Source organism: Streptomyces xiaopingdaonensis, assembly GCF_000262345.1.
Lineage (GTDB): Bacteria > Actinomycetota > Actinomycetes > Streptomycetales > Streptomycetaceae > Streptomyces > Streptomyces xiaopingdaonensis.
In genome coordinates this window covers 23,203-42,712 of sequence record NZ_AJTQ01000072.1, presented here as the reverse complement: position 1 = coordinate 42,712, position 19,510 = coordinate 23,203, and the positions used below count along the sequence as shown (strand labels likewise).

Annotated in this window: 20 protein-coding genes, 1 tRNA gene and 1 pseudogene; 18 read left to right on the top strand and 4 right to left on the bottom strand. The window is 71.7% G+C overall.

The window, feature by feature from the left end; all coding sequences use genetic code 11:
* The 5 genes and pseudogenes from UWG_RS0106290 to UWG_RS0106270 form a co-directional block, all read left to right on the top strand.
* A pseudogene (locus tag UWG_RS0106290) lies at positions 1-296 on the top strand (glycosyltransferase); the annotation flags it as partial.
* The gene (locus UWG_RS0106285; RefSeq protein ID WP_016906351.1) at positions 293-1,018 is read left to right on the top strand and encodes a TIGR04282 family arsenosugar biosynthesis glycosyltransferase; all 726 of its coding nucleotides are present in this window, start codon (positions 293-295) and stop codon (positions 1,016-1,018) included. The pseudogene UWG_RS0106290 and the gene UWG_RS0106285, both read left to right, overlap by 4 nt.
* Positions 1,015-1,677, top strand: a complete 663-nt coding sequence (locus UWG_RS0106280; protein WP_016906350.1) for a methyltransferase domain-containing protein — start codon at positions 1,015-1,017, stop codon at positions 1,675-1,677. The genes UWG_RS0106285 and UWG_RS0106280 overlap by 4 nt, the downstream gene beginning before the upstream one ends.
* Before the next feature lie 53 nt (positions 1,678-1,730).
* Positions 1,731-3,134, top strand: coding sequence for a hypothetical protein (locus UWG_RS0106275; RefSeq protein ID WP_016906349.1), 1,404 nt, complete (start codon positions 1,731-1,733; stop codon positions 3,132-3,134).
* A 381-nt stretch (positions 3,135-3,515) separates the two neighbouring features.
* Positions 3,516-4,712: a cation:proton antiporter gene (locus tag UWG_RS0106270; protein ID WP_029391214.1), complete on the top strand. Its 1,197-nt coding sequence runs from the start codon at positions 3,516-3,518 to the stop codon at positions 4,710-4,712.
* Between the two features lie 60 nt (positions 4,713-4,772).
* Here UWG_RS0106270 and UWG_RS0106265 read toward each other — a convergent pair whose 3' ends face one another.
* Positions 4,773-5,528 carry a DedA family protein gene (locus UWG_RS0106265; protein ID WP_016906347.1) on the bottom strand — a complete coding sequence of 252 codons (756 nt, stop codon included), beginning with the start codon at positions 5,526-5,528 and terminating at the stop codon, positions 4,773-4,775.
* A gap of 278 nt (positions 5,529-5,806) precedes the next feature.
* On the opposite strand from UWG_RS0106265, the gene UWG_RS0106260 reads away from it, so the two are divergent.
* Together UWG_RS0106260 and UWG_RS0106255 are read left to right on the top strand one after the other, a co-directional pair.
* A complete protein-coding gene (locus UWG_RS0106260) occupies positions 5,807-6,103 on the top strand; it encodes a type II toxin-antitoxin system VapB family antitoxin (RefSeq protein ID WP_016906346.1) in 297 nt (98 codons plus the stop codon).
* Between the two features lie 117 nt (positions 6,104-6,220).
* Positions 6,221-6,898, top strand: a complete 678-nt coding sequence (locus UWG_RS0106255; RefSeq protein WP_157838538.1) for a LytR C-terminal domain-containing protein — start codon at positions 6,221-6,223, stop codon at positions 6,896-6,898.
* A gap of 18 nt (positions 6,899-6,916) precedes the next feature.
* Here UWG_RS0106255 and upp read toward each other — a convergent pair whose 3' ends face one another.
* Positions 6,917-7,552, bottom strand: coding sequence for a uracil phosphoribosyltransferase (gene upp / locus UWG_RS0106250; RefSeq protein ID WP_016906344.1), 636 nt, complete (start codon positions 7,550-7,552; stop codon positions 6,917-6,919).
* Between the two features lie 92 nt (positions 7,553-7,644).
* Between upp and UWG_RS0106245 the strand changes: the two genes are divergently transcribed.
* The 4 genes from UWG_RS0106245 (at position 7,645) to UWG_RS0106230 (ending at position 9,361) form a co-directional block, all read left to right on the top strand.
* Positions 7,645-7,857: a hypothetical protein gene (locus UWG_RS0106245; RefSeq protein WP_016906343.1), complete on the top strand. Its 213-nt coding sequence runs from the start codon at positions 7,645-7,647 to the stop codon at positions 7,855-7,857.
* Between the two features lie 240 nt (positions 7,858-8,097).
* A complete protein-coding gene (locus tag UWG_RS0106240; protein WP_016906342.1) occupies positions 8,098-8,640 on the top strand; it encodes a tRNA adenosine deaminase-associated protein in 543 nt (180 codons plus the stop codon).
* Positions 8,641-8,690: 50 nt separating this feature from the next.
* Entirely contained in the window at positions 8,691-9,266 is a 576-nt protein-coding gene (tadA, locus tag UWG_RS0106235; protein WP_016906341.1) for a tRNA adenosine(34) deaminase TadA, read from the top strand.
* 10 nt (positions 9,267-9,276) lie between these two features.
* Positions 9,277-9,361, top strand: a tRNA-Ser gene (locus UWG_RS0106230).
* Positions 9,362-9,977: 616 nt separating this feature from the next.
* Here the strand turns inward: UWG_RS0106230 and UWG_RS0106225 are convergent.
* On the bottom strand, positions 9,978-10,487 hold the full coding sequence (locus UWG_RS0106225) for a mycothiol transferase (protein WP_016906340.1): 510 nt from the start codon (positions 10,485-10,487) through the stop codon (positions 9,978-9,980).
* 297 nt (positions 10,488-10,784) lie between these two features.
* On the opposite strand from UWG_RS0106225, the gene UWG_RS0106220 reads away from it, so the two are divergent.
* The 4 genes from UWG_RS0106220 (at position 10,785) to UWG_RS0106205 (ending at position 14,677) form a co-directional block, all read left to right on the top strand.
* Complete coding sequence (locus tag UWG_RS0106220) at positions 10,785-11,729, top strand: NADP-dependent oxidoreductase (protein WP_029391213.1); 945 nt, start codon at positions 10,785-10,787, stop codon at positions 11,727-11,729.
* Positions 11,730-12,091: 362 nt separating this feature from the next.
* Entirely contained in the window at positions 12,092-12,256 is a 165-nt protein-coding gene (locus UWG_RS33335; protein WP_016906338.1) for a hypothetical protein, read from the top strand.
* A 260-nt stretch (positions 12,257-12,516) separates the two neighbouring features.
* Positions 12,517-13,476, top strand: a complete 960-nt coding sequence (locus tag UWG_RS0106210) for an RNA polymerase sigma factor SigF (RefSeq protein WP_016906337.1) — start codon at positions 12,517-12,519, stop codon at positions 13,474-13,476.
* Between the two features lie 256 nt (positions 13,477-13,732).
* Positions 13,733-14,677 carry an RNA polymerase sigma factor SigF gene (locus UWG_RS0106205; RefSeq protein ID WP_016906336.1) on the top strand — a complete coding sequence of 315 codons (945 nt, stop codon included), beginning with the start codon at positions 13,733-13,735 and terminating at the stop codon, positions 14,675-14,677.
* Positions 14,678-14,976: 299 nt separating this feature from the next.
* On the opposite strand, the gene UWG_RS0106200 is transcribed toward UWG_RS0106205, so the two are convergent.
* The gene (locus UWG_RS0106200) at positions 14,977-15,186 is read right to left on the bottom strand and encodes a hypothetical protein (protein WP_019547792.1); all 210 of its coding nucleotides are present in this window, start codon (positions 15,184-15,186) and stop codon (positions 14,977-14,979) included.
* A gap of 189 nt (positions 15,187-15,375) precedes the next feature.
* Between UWG_RS0106200 and UWG_RS0106195 the strand changes: the two genes are divergently transcribed.
* From UWG_RS0106195 to UWG_RS0106185, 3 genes are all read left to right on the top strand, one after another.
* On the top strand, positions 15,376-15,870 hold the full coding sequence (locus UWG_RS0106195; RefSeq protein ID WP_016906334.1) for a MarR family winged helix-turn-helix transcriptional regulator: 495 nt from the start codon (positions 15,376-15,378) through the stop codon (positions 15,868-15,870).
* Between the two features lie 171 nt (positions 15,871-16,041).
* Positions 16,042-18,492, top strand: coding sequence for an MFS transporter (locus tag UWG_RS0106190; RefSeq protein ID WP_474772997.1), 2,451 nt, complete (start codon positions 16,042-16,044; stop codon positions 18,490-18,492).
* Between the two features lie 186 nt (positions 18,493-18,678).
* Positions 18,679-19,500 (top strand): YceI family protein, encoded by an 822-nt coding sequence (locus UWG_RS0106185; protein WP_016906332.1) that lies wholly within the window; start codon positions 18,679-18,681, stop codon positions 19,498-19,500.
* Positions 19,501-19,510 lie beyond the last annotated feature (10 nt).

Here is a 19,510-nt window from a genome sequence, read left to right as displayed (position 1 = left end):
TCGGCCCGATGCGCGCGGCCCGCCGCACGGCGCTGGAGGACCTCGGCCTCACGGACCGGCGGAACGGTTACCCCCTCCAGATGGTGGTACGCGCCGCCGACGCCGGCTGGCGCGTCACCGAACGCGCCGTCCCCTACCTCCCGCGCACCGGCGCCTCGAAGGTCACCGGCACCTGGCGCGGCACCTGGCACGCCGTCCGCGACATGCGCGCCGTCCTCCGCGAACCCGCGCCGGCGCGCACCGCGCACGCCCCTCGCGACCGGTTCCCCACCTCGGAGGACAGGACGACCCCATGACCGACCCGCAGCCGGCGCACCCCCTCCCCGACGCTCCCCCTTCGGGCCCCACCACGCTCCTCGTCCTCGCCAAGGAGCCCGTGCCCGGCCGCGTCAAGACCCGCCTCACCCCGCCGTTCACACCCGAGCAGGCCGCCGTGCTCGCCCGAGCCGCTCTCGTCGACACCCTCCGCATCGCGCTCGCGGTCCCCGCCCGCCGACGCGTCCTCGTCCTCGAAGGAGAGCCGGGACGCTGGCCCGGCATCCCCGCCCCCCGGAGCGAACGCCCGCCGTCCCAGCCGCTGTTCGACGTCGTCCCGCAGTCCGAGGGCCGACTCGACGAACGCATCGCCGCCGCCTTCGCCTCCTGCACCGGGCCCGCGCTGCTGATCGGCATGGACACCCCGCAACTCACCGCGCCCCTCCTCGCCCCCGCCCTCAGCGACGACGCCTGGCGCCAGCACGACGCGTGGTTCGGACCGGCGCTCGACGGCGGCTTCTGGGCGCTCGGCCTCGCACGCCCGGACCCGGCCCTGCTGCTCGGCGTCCCCATGTCGAGCCCGCACACCGGTGCCGAACAACTGCGCCGGCTCGCCGAGTCCGAGCTGCGCACCGGCCGCCTCCCCCTGCTGCGGGACGTCGACACCGCAGCCGACGCGCGCTTCGTCGCGACCCAGTCCCCGCACAGCCGCTTCGCCCGCACCCTCGCGCGCCTCAACACCCCCCAGGGCACGGCCCGATGAGCACCACGGCCCCGCCCACGACGACGCACCCGTGGAGCGCCGACCCCTACGCCACCGCGCTGCGCACCGGCACGGGCCCCCTCTACCTCAGACGCTCCGACGGCTGGCTCCTCCCGCTGGAGGTCGAGCGCTGGTGCGGCGTCCCCGACCCCGCGGACCTCAGTGCACTCCGCCGCTGCGAGGGGCCCGTCCTCGACGTCGGCTGCGGCCCCGGCCGCCTCGCGCGCGCCCTCTCGACGTCCGGGACGTACGCGCTCGGCATCGACGTCAACGAGGCAGCCGTCGCCCACGCCTCCGGCCGCGGCGCCCACGCGCTGCACCGCTCCGTCTTCGACTCCCTGCCGTACGAGGGGAGTTGGCGCACCGGCCTCCTCCTCGACGGCAACATCGGTATCTCGGGCGACGCCGCCGCGCTCCTCGCCCGCCTCGCCTGCCTCGTGGCGCCCGGCGGTCTGCTGCTGGTGGAGACGGCCACCGTCGAGGTCGACGAGCGCGTGCTGGTCCGCTTCGACGACGGCCGCGGCGGCTGCGGAACGCCCTTCCCCTGGGCGCGCGTCGGGCCCCGTGCGCTCCATGCGTACGCAGGCGCAGCCGACTGGTCGGCCGTCGAGCAGTGGACTGCCTCGGGCCGTGCGTTCACCGCGCTGCGCCGCACCTGAACCGGCCGAACCGCGATGCCCGCCCGCTCCGAGGCCCGTGAGGCCCACCGCAGATGACCACCACAGGAACGACGCCCCCGGACCAGCGCCCGCAACCGCGGCGCACCTCGCCCCCACGCCCACGCCCGGGCGCACGCGACCTGTACGCCGTCGCAGCGGCCGCCGCCCTCGTACTCGCCGCGGCCCTCATCGGCGCCGAGATCCAGCGCCACGGCCAGATCCTCTACGTCGACGCGCCCCCGCTCTATGCCGAGTGGCTGCCCCACGTCGGCCCGGGGACCCCTGCCGCCCTCCTCGTCGCGGCGGCCGTCGTCGCCTACGGGCCGCCGCTCGCCGACCGACTCGGGCCGCGCGCCCTGCCGTTGGCGGTATGGGCGGCCTCCGCGGCGTGGTGCTGGTCGCTCGCGCTCGTCGACGGCTGGCAGCGGGGCGTGGCCGGGCGCCTCCTCCAGCGCCACGAGTACCTCCTCGGCACCGACAGGTTCGACCCTCTTCTCCCGGCCCTGCGCACCTTCACCGACCACATCCTCATCGACTCGGTCGACCACTGGCCCGCCCACATCGCCGGCCACCCGCCGGGCGCCGTCCTCACCTTCGTCGGCCTCGACAGGATCGGGCTCGGCGGAGGGGTCTGGGCCGCCGCCTGGTGCCTCACCGTGGGGAGTTCCGCCGCGGCCGCCGTCCTCTGCACCCTCCGCACCCTCGGCAGCGACGCGCTCGCCCGCCGCGCGGCGCCCTTCCTCGTCCTCACGCCGGCCGCCGTGTGGATCGGCGTCTCGGCCGACGGGTACTTCGCCGCCGTCGGCGCCTGGGCGCTCGCCCTCCTGGCCCGCGCCGCCACGGGCAGCACTCGGAGGCCGCGCCTCACGGCCGCAGCCTCGGGCATCCTTTTCGGCATCCTCTGCCATCTTTCATACGGACTCGTCCTCTTCGCCCTCCCCGCGCTCGCGGTGCTCCTCCTGGCACGCTCCGCGCGGCCGCTCGCGCCCGCGCTCGCCGGGGTCTGCGCCGTGGCACTGCCCTTCGCGCTCTGCGGGTTCAACTGGTGGGAGGCGTACCACCTCTTGACGGCCCGCTACTACCAGGGCGTCGCGGCCACCCGCCCGTACGCCTACTGGGTCTGGGCCAATCTCGCGTGCACCGTCCTCGCCACCGGGCCGGCCGCGGCGGCGGGCGTACGGAGGCTTCTGGCGCGCGCACCCCGCGCGGCGACGAGGCTCCGCGCCCGTCGCACGCGCGGCGCCGACCGCGCAACGCTCCTGGTCGCCGCGCTCCTCGTCGCACTCCTCCTCGCCGACGCCTCGGGCATGAGCAAGGGCGAGACGGAGCGCATCTGGCTGCCGTTCATGGTCTGGCTCCCCGCGGCCTGCGCCGCGCTCCACCGCAACCGGAGCTGGCTCGCCGCCCAGGCCGCGCTGGCGCTCCTCCTCAACCACCTGCTGCTGACCGGCTGGTGAACCGGAGCGGGTCGGACACTCTCGACCCTCTCGACGCAAAGCACCCATAAGCGTCATTCAGCAATCCGGAATCAAACGGCGCACCCCACCGGTTCTTTACCTGTACGCCCGTCCTCGCCGTGCGCCAACTCCCCTGGGCGGCCGGCTTGTTGTGATTCGTCCCGCACTGCCGTCCACGCAGGTACTGCTTTGGTAAACTAACTATTAACGTTTCTTTGATATCCCCTTGACCTAACCGTTCTTCCACGTCCCCTGGAAGCGCCCGGAGGAGACATCCGCTTGCCGCCGCACCCCCCTACAGCCCCAGCCCCCGACAACCGACGTCGCTTCGCCGCCGAGAGGGAGTGGTAACCCATGGGACACGCAGACACGTTGATCGCCATGGGCGGAGCGTTCGTCGCCGCCGCGATCCTCGCGCGGCTCGGCAACCGCATCGGCCTGCCCACCATCCCGCTCTTCATCCTCGCCGGCATCCTCCTGGGCTCCAACACCCCCGGCTTCGTCCTCCTCGACGACCCGCACGACCTGGAGATGCTCTCCGCGCTCGGCCTCGTGCTGCTGCTGTTCTACCTGGGTCTCGAGTTCCACATGGACGACCTCAAGAACGGCGGCAGGAAGATGGCCGCTGCCGGGGGCCTCTACCTCGCGCTCAACGTCGGCGCCGGTCTCGCCTTCGGCTTCCTCCTCGGCTGGGGCACCTCCGAGGCGCTCGTCCTCGCGGGAGTGCTCGGCATCTCCTCCTCGGCGATCGTGACGAAGACGCTCGTCGACCTCGGCCGCATCGGCAACGGGGAGACCAAGCCGATCCTCGGCATCATCGTCGTCGAGGACATCTTCCTCGCGCTCTACCTCGCAGCCCTCCAGCCGGTCCTCTCCGGCGCCGACGACCTCGCCGCCGCCTCGCTCCAGATCGGCAAGGCGTTCGCCTTCCTCCTCGTACTGGCGCTCCTCGCGCGGTTCGGCACCCGGATCGTCGGCCGCGTCTTCGCCATCAAGGACAACGAGTTGCTGGTGATCTCCTTCCTCGGCGCCGCCGTCCTCGTCGCGGGGATCGCCGAGGAGTTCGGGGTCGCCGACGCGATCGGCGCCTTCATGGTCGGCCTGATGCTGGGCAATACGGCCTCCGGGGAACGCATCAGGGAGCTCGTCCACCCGCTGCGCGACGCCTTCGCCGCGATCTTCTTCTTCGGCTTCGGGCTCTCCATCGACCCGGGCGACCTCCCGAGCGTCGTCTGGCCCGTGCTCGTCGCGGTGGCGCTCACCGTCGTCATGAACGTCCTCGCCGGCCTCGTCGCCGGACGTCTGTACGGCTTCGGTCGTCAGCAGGCGGCGAACGTCGCCACCACCCTGCTCGCCCGCGGCGAGTTCGCCCTGATCCTCGCGACCATGGCCGCGTCGGCCGGGCTCGACGACCGGCTCTCGCCGTTCATCGCCGGGTACGTCCTCATCCTCGCGATCGTCGCACCGCTCATGGCAGGGCGCTCGCACTGGCTCGCCAAGGTGCTCCCCACGAGTGCCGAGGCCACCGGCTCGCACGACGCCCTCCCGGCCCCCGAACCGGAGCCGGCCGAACGCTGATCCGTCGCACACGCTTCGGGCCCCGGCAGCTGCCGGGGCCCGAAGCGTTCTCCTGCGTCGTCAGCGCCGCGCGTGCCGCCCGCGCCCGTTGCGGTGCGGCGGAGGCGGCTCGGCCGGGGCGCCGCCGGCCTCCTGCGGCAGGGGCGCGGCGCCCTCGACGGCATCGACGGTCGGCACCGCTGACGCCTCCTTCTTGCCGGCCTTGCGCGCGCGCAGGTACTCGATGACGATCGGCAGGATCGAGAGCAGCACGATGCCGACGAGCATCAGCTCGATGTTCTCCCGCACCGCCTCGATCTGCCCGAGCGCCGCCCCGAGGAGCGTCACGCCCGCCCCCCAGAGCACACCGCCGATGATGTTGAAGATGACGAAGGAGCGGTACCGCATCCGGCTCACACCGGCGATGATCGGCGTGAAGGTCCGCACGACCGGCACGAACCGCGCGAGCACCAGCGACTTGGGGCCGTGCTTCTCGAAGAAGACGTGCGCCTTCTCGACGTTCTCCTGCTTGAAGAGCTTCGAGTCGGGTCGCTTGAAGAGCGCGGGCCCGACCTTCCGTCCGAAGAGGTAGCCGACCTGGTCGCCGACGACCGCCGCGACGACGATCAGCAGGCACACGAGCCAGAGCGGGAAGTGGAGGTACTGGTCGGTGGCGACGAGCAGCCCCGTGGTGAAGAGCAGCGAGTCACCCGGGAGGAAGAAGCCGATCAACAGGCCGGATTCGGCGAAGACGATCGTCAGAATCCCGATCAGCCCGAACTGCTGGATCAGATAGTCCGGGTCCAGCCAGCTGGGACCGAGGGCGAGATCAACCACGGAGTGCTCCTGATCAGGGATGCGGCGAGACGGCATGTCCACCGCAGCCACGGGCGGACGTCACACGCTACCAACGCCCTTGCTCACCTCCACCGTTCCCGTTCCGACGCGACGCCTACGGAGCAAGCCGGGACCGAGCGCTCCGCATGCACACCCGCACCCCGTGTCACCCCCTTCCCGCCCGGAGGTGAACGGCCGTCCGTTCACTGCTGTTTTGCGAGGGTTCCACTCCGACCGCGAGGCTGCATCCCCCGCTCGCGGCCCGGTAGGCTTTCCGTGTGATCTTCAAGCGAGTCGGAAACGGACGGCCGTACCCCGACCACGGCCGGGAGAGCACCCGGCAGTGGGCGGACGTCGCCCCACGCCCGGTGCGCCTGGATCAGCTCGTCACCACCAAGGGCCAGCTCGATCTGGAGACCCTCCTCGCGGAGGACTCCACCTTCTACGGCGACCTCTTCGCGCACGTCGTGAAGTGGCAGGGCGACCTCTACCTGGAGGACGGGCTCCACCGGGCCGTCCGGGCAGCGCTGCAGCAACGCCAGGTGCTCCACGCCCGCGTCCTCGAACTCGACTGAGTCCGGCCACCGCACAACCCCCGTGCGGCGCACCGCCGTTGAGCCTTTCGGGGACGGCGCGCTCCGGCCATTGATCATCTAGTACGCAGGCGCGGTCTTCGGCACTACGCTCTGCATATGAGCATGCTCACTCCCCCAGGCATGGGCGGGAAGTACCGCATCAAGGGCGACCGCTATCCGCGTATGCGCCGGCCGCGTGGGCGCCGCAGGCTGGTCCTCGGCACCGTCGCGGGGTTGGCTGCCGCCGGACTGCTGGGGTGGGGGACGCTCCAGCTCGTCGACGTCTTCTCCGGCGACGGCACTCCGGCCTCGGCCTCCGACTCCGACTCGCGGGCCTGTGCGACGCCGGCCGCCGCGAAGAACGGCGCCCCTTCCTCCGCCGCCCCCGCCGCTCCGCCGGGGAAGGGCGCGGCGGCGCCGAAGCCGAAGTCGATCACCGTCAACGTTCTCAACGCCACCGAGCGCAGCGGGCTCGCCCGTTCCACCGCCGACGAGTTGGAGAAGCGCGGCTTCAAGGTCGGCAAGGTGGGCAACGCGCCCGCGAGCCTCGACAAGAAGGTGAAGGCGGAGGGTGTCCTGCTCGCCGCCCCGGGCGCGGAGAACACCACGCGGCTCGAGGTCCTCGGCACGCAGCTCGAGGGCGCCGACACCAAGTACGACGACCGCGACGGCGACGAGGTCGACCTGGTACTCGGCGACGGCTTCAAGAAGCTGACGCCGCAGAAGGACGCGAAGGACGCCCTCGCCGCGCTCAGCGGTGCCGGGCCCACCGCCTCCGCCTCACCGCGCTGCTGAGCGGCGCGGCGCATGGCGTCAGGCGACGGTCCCGTACATCCGGTCCCCGGCGTCACCGAGGCCGGGAACGATGAACCCCTGCTCGTTGAGGTGCTCGTCGACGGAGGCGGTGACGACGGTGACCGGCGTCCCCGCCAGCTCGCGCTCCATCACCTCGACGCCCTCGGGCGCGGCGAGCAGGCAGATCGCGGTGACGTCGTCCGCACCGCGGCGGATCAGCTCGCGGATCCCGGCGACGAGGGTGCCGCCGGTCGCCAGCATCGGGTCGAGCACGTAGACCTGGCGGCCGGAGAGGTCGTCGGGCATCCGGTTCGCGTAGGTCGACGCCTGGAGGGTCTCCTCGTCGCGGATCATGCCGAGGAAGCCGACCTCCGCCGTGGGCAGGAGGCGGACCATGCCCTCGAGCATCCCGAGCCCGGCGCGGATGATCGGGACCACCAGCGGGCGCGGGTGCGAGAGCCGCACGCCGACCGTCTCCGTGACCGGAGTGCGGACGCCGACCTCCTCGACGCGGACGTCCCTCGTCGCCTCGTAGGCGAGGAGTGTCACCAGCTCGTCCGCGAGCCTGCGGAAGGTGGGGGAGTCGGTGCGCTCGTCGCGCAGCGTGGTGAGTTTGTGGGCCACCAGCGGGTGGTCGACGACGTGGGTCCGCATGGCTCGACCGTACCGTGACGGGCCGCCGCCACTCGCACTGGCGTACTGCCCCGGATCGGGGGAAGGACCCGAGTACGCCCGGAGGTGTGCGTATGCCAGAGCCGAAGAAGCCCGAACCGCCCGCGCGCGGGCAGGACTCCCGCAGCGACGAGCGCTTCGACGCGGACAGCGAGAGGCTGCGTCGCCGCGCCCGGTTTCTCCGAGAGCTGAACGAGGCGAAGGAGCTCCGCAACCGCGTCCAACCGCGGCGGGCACGCGCGGCACGGATGCGCGAAGCGATGCGGATGCGCACCTTCCGTTGGTGAGCGCACCGCACTGAGCCGAACGGGCCCCGCAACGGGACGTCACACGGCGTCACACCGGAACGCGCTGCCCTCACGGTGAGTTGCGTACCAGCGAGTTCGCGCCAAAGACGTGCCAAAGAGCTGCCCGACGCACTACCGAAGACTCTCCCCGGGCCGCCGGTATCTGCCACGATTCCGGTTGGGGCGGGGCGCGGACCCCGTCATCACTCGGGCACGTCTGGAACAAGTGGGAGAGTCACGGTGTATTTCGCCGCACTGCTCGCGCGCACCGAAGACGGGTGGGAAGCGAGCGACACAGAGCTCGACGATGTGGAGACCCTGGCCGATCTGGCCGACCTGGCCCGGGAGGCCGCAACCGACGACGAGACCGTGCTGGTCTGCATCGAGCAGGAAGGGGTGTGGTTCGGACTCGTCCGCGTCGACGGCGAGGACGATCCGCGCGTCTACGTCTCGGACGGGGCGGCCGCGATGCGCAGCTCCTACGGGGAGGTCCTCCTCTCCGACGAGCTCCTCGGACGCGAACCCGAGGACCTCGCCGCGCTCGACCAGCTCGTCGACCTCGACGGCACGGAGGAAGGCGAACCCGATCGCGAAGCGACCGAGGAAGCCCCGGAGGGCGAGGCGGAGGAGGACACCGCGCCGTCCGGGCCGCTCGGGGACGCGCAACTCCTCGCGGACCTCGGCCTGGAGGCCGCCGAACTCTTCTCGCTCACCCCCCAGGACGCCCTGAGCGAGGTCGCCGAAGCCCTCGGCGCCACCGACGTCCTGGAATCCGTCCGCTGAACGGGGCCCCGCGCGGGAGCCCTCTCCTCGCGCGGGGAGAGACTGTCCGCATGGAGAGCGAGCACACCGACCCGGTCCGCGACCCCTGGCGCGCCTCCATGCGCCTGGCGCTGGCCGAGGCCGTGCGCGCCCCCGCCGGTGGCGACGTACCGATCGGGGCCGTCCTCCTCGACCGCGACGGCACCGTCCTCGCCCGTGGCCACAACACCCGCGAGGCGACGGGTGATCCGACGGCGCACGCCGAACTCCTCGCCCTCCGCTCGGGCTCCGCGCTCCTCAACGACCGCCGCACGCCCCCGGACTGGCGACTCACCGGCTGCACCCTCGTCGCCACCCTCGAGCCCTGCACCATGTGCGCGGGCGCCGCCGTCCTCGCCCGGGTCGACCGCGTCGTCTACGGCGCCGCCGACCCGAAGGCCGGAGCCGCCGGCTCGCTCTGGGACGTCGTACGCGACCGCCGGCTCAACCACCGCCCCGAGGTGGTGCCCGGCGTCCTCGCCGAGGAGTGCGCCACCGTCCTCACGTCCTTCTTCCGCGACGCCGCCCAGTCGCCTGCTCCGGGACGTGGCACACCTCATGGGACCGCCCCCGGTACGGATTTCGACGCAGCGGGGGGTGTGGGCTAGAGTTCCTCTCGGTAGCGTGTCCGAGCGGCCGAAGGAGCTCGCCTCGAAAGCGAGTGAGGGGAAACTCTCCGTGGGTTCAAATCCCACCGCTACCGCAGGTGAATGAAGGGCCGGACCCCGCGGGGTCCGGCCCTTCGTCGTGCCCCGGGGACCGGCCGACCGCCGTCCACGCCTGATGCCACCTCAGCCTTGCACTTTCACGCCCCGGCGCCGCGCCCCGGGCGTCGTCCGGCAAGCGCTAACTGCCGTCGTTGTCAGACCCCTTGGCTACCGTCATGGGATGCGTCCGGTTTGACGCGTCCCGCCCGATGATCACCGAGGAGTCCCGTTGGCACAGGTTCGCGGTCACTACCGCAAGAACGGAAGTTACGTCCGCCCGCACACCCGCCGCAGCCGTCCTGCCGGCGTCCCGCCGGCCCGCTCGGTTCTCCGATCCCACCCGGCTCCCGCTCGGCGCTCCACCGGCCCGACGACGCACGTACGCGGGCACTACCGCAGCAACGGCTCCCGCGTACGACCGCACCGCCGCCGCCTCGGCAGCTCCGTCACGGCAAAGGCGGGAGGCAGCGCACTGGTGCTGTTCCTCTTGGCCCTGGCTCTCCTGAGCGTCTCCCGATAGCACTGGCGGCCCCGCGCCCTCACGTTCGGCTCCGCAGGGGCCAGGACGCGGAGCGGCGCGGAACTCGCCCGCGCGGCCCCGGCGTCCCGCGCTCAGCGGCGTCGGAGCACGCCCTTGACGTAGGCGGCCTGGCCCGCGTGCTCGAGGTCGTCGCCGAGGACGCTGACGAGGCGGACGCCGAGTGTGGTCGGCGGGTCCCAGGACTCGTCGACGACGCGGTCGAGGGAGGCGTCGTCGAGGCCCTGGAGGAAGGCCGTGGTGCGGGCGTGGACCGCGTCGTAGTAGTCGCGGAGGAGCGAGGGTCCGGCGAGGTGGACCTTCGCGACGTCGCGTGACGAGTGGCCGAAGCCGGTGGAGCCGGCGGGGAGGTCGAGAGCGAAGCGGTCGTCGAACGCCTCGCTCGTCCACACCTGTTCGTGGCCGGCGGCTTCGGCGAGGTGGTCGTCCTGGACGCGGGTGAGGTGCCAGACGAGCCAGGCGATCGAGTTGGCCCCGCTGTCCAGGCGCGCGTTGAGCTCCTCCTCGGTGAGGCCGTCGAGGACCTCGTGCACCTCCTCGCGGATGCGCTCGTAGCCGTCGAGAAGGAGTGCGCTGGTGTCCATGGGTGCTCCTCGCGTGCAGGGGGATGCCGTCGGGCACATCGTTCCGGGTAACCGCGCCCACGGGGCGCGAAACGGAGGACGGAGGGCGGACGGCCGTCCCGTCGTCCCCCGTGCGGCGCCAACGGCCGTCCCCCGTCTGCCGGTTCGGGCGCACCGGACTCGGCGAGAGCCCGGACGGGCGGCGGCGAGTACCCGTAAGGCCGCGCGCGCACTGCGGCGGCGTGGGCGTCGTCGTACGTTGGTCCAGCCGCCGTGTGCGGACCCGTACTTCCGGCGGGGGGAGCGAGGAGCAGCCTGATGCGAGCTGTGGCCGTGGCGGAGCTGAAGGCACCGCCCCAACTGATCGACGCACCCCGACCGGCCCCCGGCCGCAACGAGGTCCTGGTCAAGGTGGAGGCGGCCGGCCTCAACCCGCTCGACTGGCGCATCGCCGACGGCATGCTCGACGGCACCGTTCCGCACGAGTTCCCGTTGATCATGGGCGTGGACTTCGCCGGCCGCGTCGAGGAGGCGGGGCCGGGGGTGACGCGCTTCGCCGTCGAGGACGCCGTGTACGGGCAGCGGCTGAGCTCCCCCGTGGGCTCCGGGACGTACGCGGAGTACGTCGTCGTACCGCAGGACGCACCGATCGCGAAGGCGCCCGACTCGGTCCCCCTCGCTACCTCTGCGGGAGCGCCGACCGCGGGCATGACCGCACTGGAGATCATCGACGCCGCCGGCCTCCGCGAGTACGAGAGCCTCCTCGTGGTCGGGGCCGCCGGCGGCGTGGGCACCTTCCTCACCCAGCTCGCAGCCGCCCACGACCTGCGCGTCCTCGCCGCGACGCGGGGCCACGACCAGCGGCGCATGGGCACGTACGGCGCCGCCCTCGCGATCGACGTCCAGGAGCACCCGCTCGCCGAGCGGGTCCGCGACGAGTACCCGGACGGGGTCGACGCCCTCGTCGACCTCGCCTCGGGCCCCGAGGAGTTCGGCTCCCACGCCGAGCTCGTCCGCAACGGCGGCGTCGCGCTGAGCACGCTCCGCGCCGCGGACAAGGACGCCGTCTACGCCCGCACGGTCGAGGCGATCAACTTCGCGCACACCTCGACACCGGAGGTTCTGGAGAAGCTCGCCGCCGAGATCGACAGCGGACGCGTGATCGTCCCGATCACCACCGAGGTGCCCCTCGACCAGGCACCCGACGCAGTGGCCCGGAGCAAGGCCGGGGACGCCCGGGGGAAGACGGTCATCCTCGCCTGACGCGTCGCGCCCGCGCGGAGGCGGCTCATGGCGGGCGGGGGAAGCGGGCCGCGGGGAGCGCTCCGCCTCCCCCGGGACGACGCCGCCGGCCGGGCGCGGCCGGGGGTACCACGCTCTCGGCGCCGAGGACACGGCGCGTCCTGGGCGGGCGAACGTTCCTGCCGTTCCGCGGCCGCCCGACCCCGAGTGTGCATTTCCGGACATGCTCCGGTCACGGTCAAAAGACCCTGATCGTCGGGCCTTTGGTCCATCGCGGGCTGCCGTGAACCTCGATCACGGACGGCGCCTGCCGGATAGACTCGCACGCCTGCACAGGGGCAGGGCGCGAAGCAGTACGCGCACGCCGGGGGAGAGGCCGGACGATGGTGCAAGCAAAGAAGATCGCGCTGTACCTGCTGATCGTCTTCGTCCTCTACACGATCATCGCCTCCCCCGAGCGCGCCGCGGACCTGGTCCTGATCGGCTTCGAGGGGATATCCGACGCAGCACAGGCGGTCGGCCAGTTCATGACGGAGCTCGTCAACTGACGCCCGACGCCCGCCCGTCGAGCGCTTCCCGTCCACAGCCTGTGTCCTTCCTGCACCCCTCGCCCCTCACCGCCCTCAGCGACACCCCCTCTTTTCAGCCAACTTGAACTGAGCGATTTGCCCCAACTAGCAAGCAACACGGTGTTATACGGTGCTTGCACACGGTGCGCATGTCTTGTGATGCTATGACCGCTTTGGGTGGAGGAACGATCCACTCCCAGACGGCACGGAACCCGGCATCGCGAAGGGGTGGTGGCTGAGTGGACGGGGCCCAGACGCTCCCCCAGGCTTCGACGGAGACGGAACCTCCGCCCGAGCAAGCGGACCCCGAGCCCGCACCCGAGGCGCACAGAAGACGCGCGCCCCAGCCTCCCGCCACCCGCGACCCGGCGCACAGCACCCCGCCGAAGAGCGAGGCGGAAGGCAGCGGACGCACCCAGGACGCGCAGAAGGAGCGCGCGGCGCGCACCCGGGCACTCACCCAGTCCCTCTTCGACCAACTCGGGCGCCAGCAGCCCGGATCGGCGGAGCACGGACGGGTGCGTGCAGCCCTGATCGAGGCGAACCTCCCCCTTGTGCGGTACGTGGCGGCGCGCTTCCGGAGCCGAAACGAACCGATGGAGGACGTCGTCCAGGTCGGCACGATCGGCTTGATCAACGCGATCGACCGCTTCGACGCGTCACGCGGAGTACAGTTCCCGACCTTCGCCATGCCGACGATCGTCGGCGAGATCCGCCGGTACTTCCGCGACAACGTGCGCACCGTGCACGTACCGCGACGCCTCCACGAGCTGTGGGTCCAGGTCAGCGGCGCGACGGAGGACCTCACCACGCTCTACGGGCGCTCCCCGACGACAGCCGAGATCGCCGAGCGCCTGAAGATCACGGAGGAGGAGGTGCTCGCCTGCATCGAGGCGGGCCGCGCCTACCGCGCCACCTCCCTGGAGGCGGCCCAGGAGCGCGACGACGGGATGCCGGGCCTCCTCGACCGGCTCGGCTACGAGGACCCCGAACTCGACGGCGTGGAGCACCGCGACCTCGTACGCCACCTGCTCGTCCAACTGCCCGAGCGGGAGCAGCGCATCCTGCTGCTGCGCTACTACCGGAACCTGACGCAGTCGCAGATCAGCGCCGAGTTGGGCGTCTCCCAGATGCACGTCTCGCGACTGCTCTCCAGGAGCTTCGCGCGACTGCGGGCCGCCAACCCCATCGAGGCGTGAGGGTCGGCTGACGCGGCCTCAACTCGTTGCGCACGGTTGCGGAAACAGTTCGACAAGCCATCAGTTCAAGCCACCCTGTCCACCTTGCGCCATCCTCAGCAGTGCAGTTTTATCGATATGAGGCTACGTCGCGTTGCTGACTTGTGACATTCTGCAAGAGCTGCGTTTGCCGCTGCTGCGCGCCCGGTATGGAGGGGGAGGTGCCTCCCTCGCCGAGGGCGCCGCTGCGAACCGTCCGCGACCTCAAGGGGGTGGCATGTCCGTACAACTGGGCAGCTCGAAGGTGCTCACCGGAAACACTGCTGCGGAGACGCTTCCGGGAGCTCCGGAGTCGCCAGGGCTTCTCCCGGAGCCCACAGGGACCGCCGAAGCTGCCGAGGTCCCCGCACCGACCGAGGGCGCCGTCGACGGCGCGCTCGACACCCGCACCCTCTCGCGCTCGCTCTTCCTCCGGCTCGCCGCGCTCGACCGCGCGACGGAGTCGGGCCGTCCGGCCTCCTCGGCCGAGCGGACCTATGTGCGTGACACCCTCATCGAGCTGAACCTCCCGCTGGTGCGGTACGCGGCCGCGCGCTTCCGCAGCCGCAACGAGCCGATGGAGGACATCGTCCAGGTCGGCACGATCGGCCTGATCAAGGCGATCGACCGCTTCGACTGCGAACGCGGCGTCGAGTTCCCGACATTCGCGATGCCGACCGTGGTCGGGGAGATCAAGCGGTTCTTCCGCGACACCTCCTGGTCGGTCCGGGTGCCGCGACGGCTCCAGGAGCTCCGTCTCGCCCTCACCAAGGCGAGCGACGAGCTCTCCCAGACCCTCGACCGCTCCCCCACCGTCACCGAGCTCGCGACCTGCCTCGGCGTCTCGGAGGAGGACGTCGTCGACGGCCTCGCCGTCGGCAACGCGTACACCGCCTCCTCCCTCGACTCCCCCTCGCTGGAGGAGGACGGCGGCGAGGGCTCGCTCGCGGACCGCCTCGGCTACGAGGACACGGCGCTCGAGGGCGTGGAGTACCGCGAGTCGCTCAAGCCGCTGCTCGCCAAACTCCCGCCCAGGGAGCGGCAGATCATCATGCTCCGCTTCTTCGGCAACATGACCCAGTCGCAGATCGGCGAGGAGGTCGGCATCTCCCAGATGCACGTCTCACGCCTGCTGACCCGCACGCTCGCGCAGCTGCGGGAGGGTCTGATCGCCGAGGAGTGAGCAGCGGGGACGACGTGCGGAGGAAAGAGTGCCACGGGGGATACGCACCACGGGACCGACGGCCTTCGGGCCAGATCGGCGACGAAAGCGTCGCGGGCGCCGAGTAGCGCCCGAGGCGGAAGGCGGCGGAGCCGCCGGAGCGGGATGAGTCCGCTCCGGCGGCTCCTTGACTGCGCGGCTCGTGCCCGCTGAGCCGGGCTCGCTTCGCCGGGTGTCGGGTATGCGCCACAGGGTGGTGCCGCGTCCCCTGGGCGTCGGTCGGACGGTCGGTCGCGCCTCCGGCGAGGCGCGGACGGGCCTCAGGAAAAGGCGAGCCAGCCGGCGGCGGCGAGCACCACGATCACGGCGACGACGCCGACGATCAGGCCGACCCTGGGACCCGAGGAGGTCTGCGCCGGGGTCTGGCGCTGCGGTCCGGCCTCGTCCACGAAGGCGCGGAACATCTGAGTGTTGCCGGCAGGGTCGGGCTGCCCCTCGGGGCCCTGCGGTGCTTGGGGGTTGTGAGCCATGGGGCAGGACGATAGCGAACCCTGTGAGGCCCGGCACAGCCCCGGTCCCGGCTCTCTCCGCAACCGGCACTTGGTGCCCGGCACACCCAGGCTTTGACGATTGTTTGCCGCGCATGCCCGATATCAACTTGCCTGCAGCAATCAACAGTGTCTATGGTTGCCCTAAGCAACAAAAGTATGAGGTGCTCGATGGCTGATCGCAGTCAGTTCGAGGAGCTGGCCAGGCAACTCAGCGCCATCGGTACCGTCAAGCGCGAATTGGCACGCCACCTGCCGGGGGATTGCGCCCCGGGTTCCGCCGCCGTCCTCGCGCTCCTCGGCAAGTTCGGGGAGATGCGACTGAGCAGACTCGCGGAGCTCATGGGGATCGACCTCTCGGTGACCAGCCGCCACGTGGCCCACGTGGCGGAGCGCGGCTGGATCGAGCGGTATCCCGACCCGCAGGACGGGCGCTCCCGGCTGCTGCGGGTCAGCCCGGCGGGCCAGGAACTGCTGACGGAAATGAGTGCGCGCACGGCCGAGGTGCTCCAGACCTACCTGCACGACTGGACCGACGACGACGTCGCCCAACTCGTCACCCTCTTCGCTCGCCTCCGCGCGAGCTTCGGGGACTGCCGCGCCCACGGCGCACGAGCGACAGCTCATGCAGTCGCCGAGACAGACGCAACGCAAGAACGACTCTGAGTACTGCTCAAGTAAGGAAGGCGCATGGCCACCACCCGTCCCCAGTCTCCGGCCGCGGAGACTGACGTCCGGCCTCCGGTCGGGCAGGGCGTCCCGCAGGGGGCCGATGCCGGAGGCGGAGGAGCCAAGCACGCGCAGGGCGCGCGCTCCGCCTCGGGCGACGCTCCGCGCATGACGCACCGCCAGATCATGGAGGCGTTCTCCGGGCTGCTGCTCGCGATGTTCGTCGCGATCCTGTCGTCCACGATCGTCGCCAACGCGATGCCGCGGATCGTCAGCGATCTCGGCGGCGGACAGAGCTCGTACACCTGGGTCGTCACCGCCTCACTGCTCACCATGACGGCGACCACCCCGCTCTGGGGCAAGCTCGCCGACCTGACGAGCAAGAAGATCCTGATCCAGACCGCGATCGTGATCTTCGTCCTCGCCTCCGCGAGCGCCGGTCTCGCACAGAACCCCGGGATGCTCATCGCGTCCCGAGCTGTGCAGGGCATAGGAATGGGCGGTATCACCGCCCTGGTGCAGATCGTGATAGGAGCCCTGATCTCGCCGCGTGAGCGCGGCAAGTACATGGGCTACATCGGCGCCGTCTTCGCCGTCTCCACCGTCGGCGGCCCGCTGCTCGGTGGCGTCATCACCGACGCGGACTTCCTCGGCTGGCGCTGGTGCTTCTACGCGGGCATCCCGTTCGCCGTGATCGCCCTCGTGACGCTGCAGAAGACGCTGAAGCTGCCCGTCGTCAAGCGGGACGTGAAGGTCGACTGGTTCGGTGCCTTCCTCGTCGCCGCGGCGGTCTCGCTGCTGCTGGTCTGGGTCACCTTCGCCGGTGACAAGTACGACTGGGCCTCCTGGCAGACCTACACGATGGTCGGCGGCTCGCTCGTGCTCGGACTGCTCTTCGTGCTCGTCGAGTCGAAGGTCCGCGAGCCGATCATGCCGCTGCGCCTCTTCCGCAACAGCACCATCACGCTGACGTCGCTGGCCTCGCTCTTCGTGGGTATCGCGATGTTCGGCGCGACCGTCTACCTGAGCCAGTACTTCCAGCTGGCCAAGGGCAAGTCGCCGACGATGGCCGGTGTCATGACGATCCCGATGATCGGCGGGCTCTTCCTGTCCACCACGATCTCCGGGCGGGTCATCTCGCACACCGGTCGGTGGAAGGTGTGGCTGTGCTCGGGCGGCGTCCTGATGACCGCGGCCCTCGGGCTGCTCGGCTCCCTGCGTGCCGACACCGAGTACTGGCACATGGCGATCTTCATGGCGCTGCTCGGCCTCGGCGTCGGCAGCATGATGCAGAACCTGGTGCTCGCCACCCAGAACCAGGTGGACCCGAACGATCTGGGTGCCGCCAGTTCGATGGTGAACTTCTTCCGTTCGCTCGGTGGTGCGGTCGGCGTCTCGGTGCTCGGCGCGGTGCTCTCGCACCGGATCACGCACTACGTCGAGGAAGGGATGGCGAAGCTCGGCATCGACAACGCCGGCGGTGCGACCGGCGGCAACGGCAGCGCGATCCCGAACCTGGACGAGCTGCCCGGACCGATCCGCGGCGTGATCGAGAACGCCTACGGGCACGGCATCGGCGATGTTTACCTCTACGCGAGCCCGCTGGCGTTCGTCGCGCTGCTGCTGGTGCTCTTCGTCAAGGAGGTGCCGTTGAAGACCAAGTCCGCGCTCGAGCAGGACGCGACCGGTGACACCGAGCTGCCGTCCGAGGAGGTCGAGCAGCAGGTGCCGGCGGCCGTGGCGGCGGAGACCGCTCCGGCCCAGGCCGCGGCCGCGCCGTCCGGCCTCGCGTCCACCGCGCCGCTGCCGACGGCGGCCGAGGCGACGGTGCCGGGGATCGCCATCCAGGGCACCGTGCGCACCGGGGACGGCACCGGCATCGCCGGCGCCGCCGTGACGCTGATCTCGCCGAGCGGACGGCAGTTGGGCCGGGCGACGGCGCACGGCGACGGCACCTACCGGCTCGACGCTCCCGAGGCGGGCGCGTACGTGCTCATCGCGGCGGCCGACGGCCACCAGCCGCAGGCGTCGACGGTCACGGTCGGGGAGCAACCGCTCGGCCACGACCTGCTGCTCTCGGGCACCAGCGGCCTCGCGGGCGTGGTCCGCGACGCCGGGGAGAAGACCCCCCTCGCGGAGGCGACGGTCGTCGTCACCGATGCGCGGGGCGAGGTCGTCGCCTCGGGGCAGACCGGCGCCGAAGGCCAGTTCCGGTTCGACGAACTCGTCGGCAGCGGCGGGGAGTCGACGGTGCCGGTCTTCACCGTGGCCGTCAACGCGCCCGGCTTCCGGCCGACCGCGACTCCGGTCGAGGTCCACGGGCAGGGCGTGACGCGGATGGAGGTCGAGCTCTCGGCCGGTGCGCAGGTCCAGGGGACCGTGCGTGCCGGTACCGACCGCAGGCCGCTCGGCGACGCCCGGGTCACCCTCGTCGACGCGGCGGGGAACGTCGTCGGGACCTCGACGACGGGGGCGGACGGCGTGTACGCCTTCACCGACCTCGACGCGGGCGAGTACACGGTGATCGCGAGCGGGTACCCGCCGGTCGCCAACGCACTGCTCGTCCAGGGGCAGGGCGTCGAGGGTTACGACGTCGAGCTGCACCACCCGGACGAGTGAGCGGCGGCTGAGCCGACGCTCAGCCGCACCGGCACCCGGGCCCGGGCGCACACGAGTCGAGCGGAGCGTGTGCGCCCCCTGCGGGCTCGGGGAACAGGGCCCCGGCCACCGCGGCGGCACAGACGGGCAGGGGACGGCCCGCCGCCACGGTGGGCCGGGGCCCACGTATGCGAGAAGGAGCTGAACATGGCAGGCGTACGGGCGCAGGTCAAGACCCGGGACGGGTGGGCCGTGCAGCACGCCGTGCTGACCGTCACCGACATGACGGGCGCGCAGGTGCTGCGCGCCGAGGCGGGGGAGGACGGCGTCGTCGCGGCGGAGGCCGAACTGGCGCCGGGCGCGTACACGGTGATCGCAACGGCGCCGGGGTACGCACCCGTCGCCACCACCGCGATGGTGACGGCTTCCGGCCGCGCCGACCTCGGTGCGTTGACGATGGCGCGGCAGGGCGGGACGGAGCTGCCGCCGCCCGGGCCGTGGTCGATCGACCCGATGCACTCGATGGTCGGCACGGCAGCGCAGCACCTCGGGATGACCAGCGTGCACGGCAGGTTCACCGAATTCGGCGGGCGCATCGTCGTCGGCGAGCGGGCCGAGGAGTCGACCGTCGAGGCGTACATCAAGGCGGCCAGCATCGACACGGGCAACAGCATGCGCGACGACCACCTGCGCTCGTCCGACTTCCTCGACGTCGAGCGCTTTCCCGAGATCCGGTACTCGGGAGGCAACCCGCAGCCCGCGGGGGCCGACCGGTGGACGGTCCACGGCACCCTCGACCTCCACGGGGTGGCACGGCCTGTCGACCTCGCGCTGACCTACCTCGGCAAGGGCCCGGACCCGTGGGGCGGCGTGCGTGCGGCGTTCCGCGCGGAGGCCGAACTGCGGCGCGGCGACTTCGAGATGGACTACAACCAGATCGTGGCGGCCGGTATCGCCGCGATCGGCACCACGCTCAAGGTGGATCTCGACATCCAGGCCGTGCAGGGGGAAGCGTTGCCCTTCGGCTGACGCGTCGTCG

Excerpts from the sequence above, each read along its gene's own strand:
- UWG_RS0106285 (WP_016906351.1), top strand. The coding sequence starts at position 293 with ATGACCGACCCGCAGCCGGCGCACCCCCTCCCCGACGCTCCCCCTTCG.
- UWG_RS0106280 (WP_016906350.1), top strand. The coding sequence starts at position 1,015 with ATGAGCACCACGGCCCCGCCCACGACGACGCACCCGTGGAGCGCCGAC.
- UWG_RS0106275 (WP_016906349.1), top strand. The coding sequence starts at position 1,731 with ATGACCACCACAGGAACGACGCCCCCGGACCAGCGCCCGCAACCGCGG.
- UWG_RS0106270 (WP_029391214.1), top strand. The coding sequence starts at position 3,516 with ATGGGCGGAGCGTTCGTCGCCGCCGCGATCCTCGCGCGGCTCGGCAAC.
- UWG_RS0106255 (WP_157838538.1), top strand. The coding sequence starts at position 6,221 with ATGAGCATGCTCACTCCCCCAGGCATGGGCGGGAAGTACCGCATCAAG.
- upp (WP_016906344.1), bottom strand. The coding sequence starts at position 7,552 with ATGCGGACCCACGTCGTCGACCACCCGCTGGTGGCCCACAAACTCACC.
- UWG_RS0106245 (WP_016906343.1), top strand. The coding sequence starts at position 7,645 with ATGCCAGAGCCGAAGAAGCCCGAACCGCCCGCGCGCGGGCAGGACTCC.
- tadA (WP_016906341.1), top strand. The coding sequence starts at position 8,691 with ATGGAGAGCGAGCACACCGACCCGGTCCGCGACCCCTGGCGCGCCTCC.
- UWG_RS0106225 (WP_016906340.1), bottom strand. The coding sequence starts at position 10,487 with ATGGACACCAGCGCACTCCTTCTCGACGGCTACGAGCGCATCCGCGAG.
- UWG_RS0106220 (WP_029391213.1), top strand. The coding sequence starts at position 10,785 with ATGCGAGCTGTGGCCGTGGCGGAGCTGAAGGCACCGCCCCAACTGATC.
- UWG_RS33335 (WP_016906338.1), top strand. The coding sequence starts at position 12,092 with ATGGTGCAAGCAAAGAAGATCGCGCTGTACCTGCTGATCGTCTTCGTC.
- UWG_RS0106205 (WP_016906336.1), top strand. The coding sequence starts at position 13,733 with ATGTCCGTACAACTGGGCAGCTCGAAGGTGCTCACCGGAAACACTGCT.
- UWG_RS0106200 (WP_019547792.1), bottom strand. The coding sequence starts at position 15,186 with ATGGCTCACAACCCCCAAGCACCGCAGGGCCCCGAGGGGCAGCCCGAC.
- UWG_RS0106195 (WP_016906334.1), top strand. The coding sequence starts at position 15,376 with ATGGCTGATCGCAGTCAGTTCGAGGAGCTGGCCAGGCAACTCAGCGCC.
- UWG_RS0106190 (WP_474772997.1), top strand. The coding sequence starts at position 16,042 with ATGACGCACCGCCAGATCATGGAGGCGTTCTCCGGGCTGCTGCTCGCG.
- UWG_RS0106185 (WP_016906332.1), top strand. The coding sequence starts at position 18,679 with ATGGCAGGCGTACGGGCGCAGGTCAAGACCCGGGACGGGTGGGCCGTG.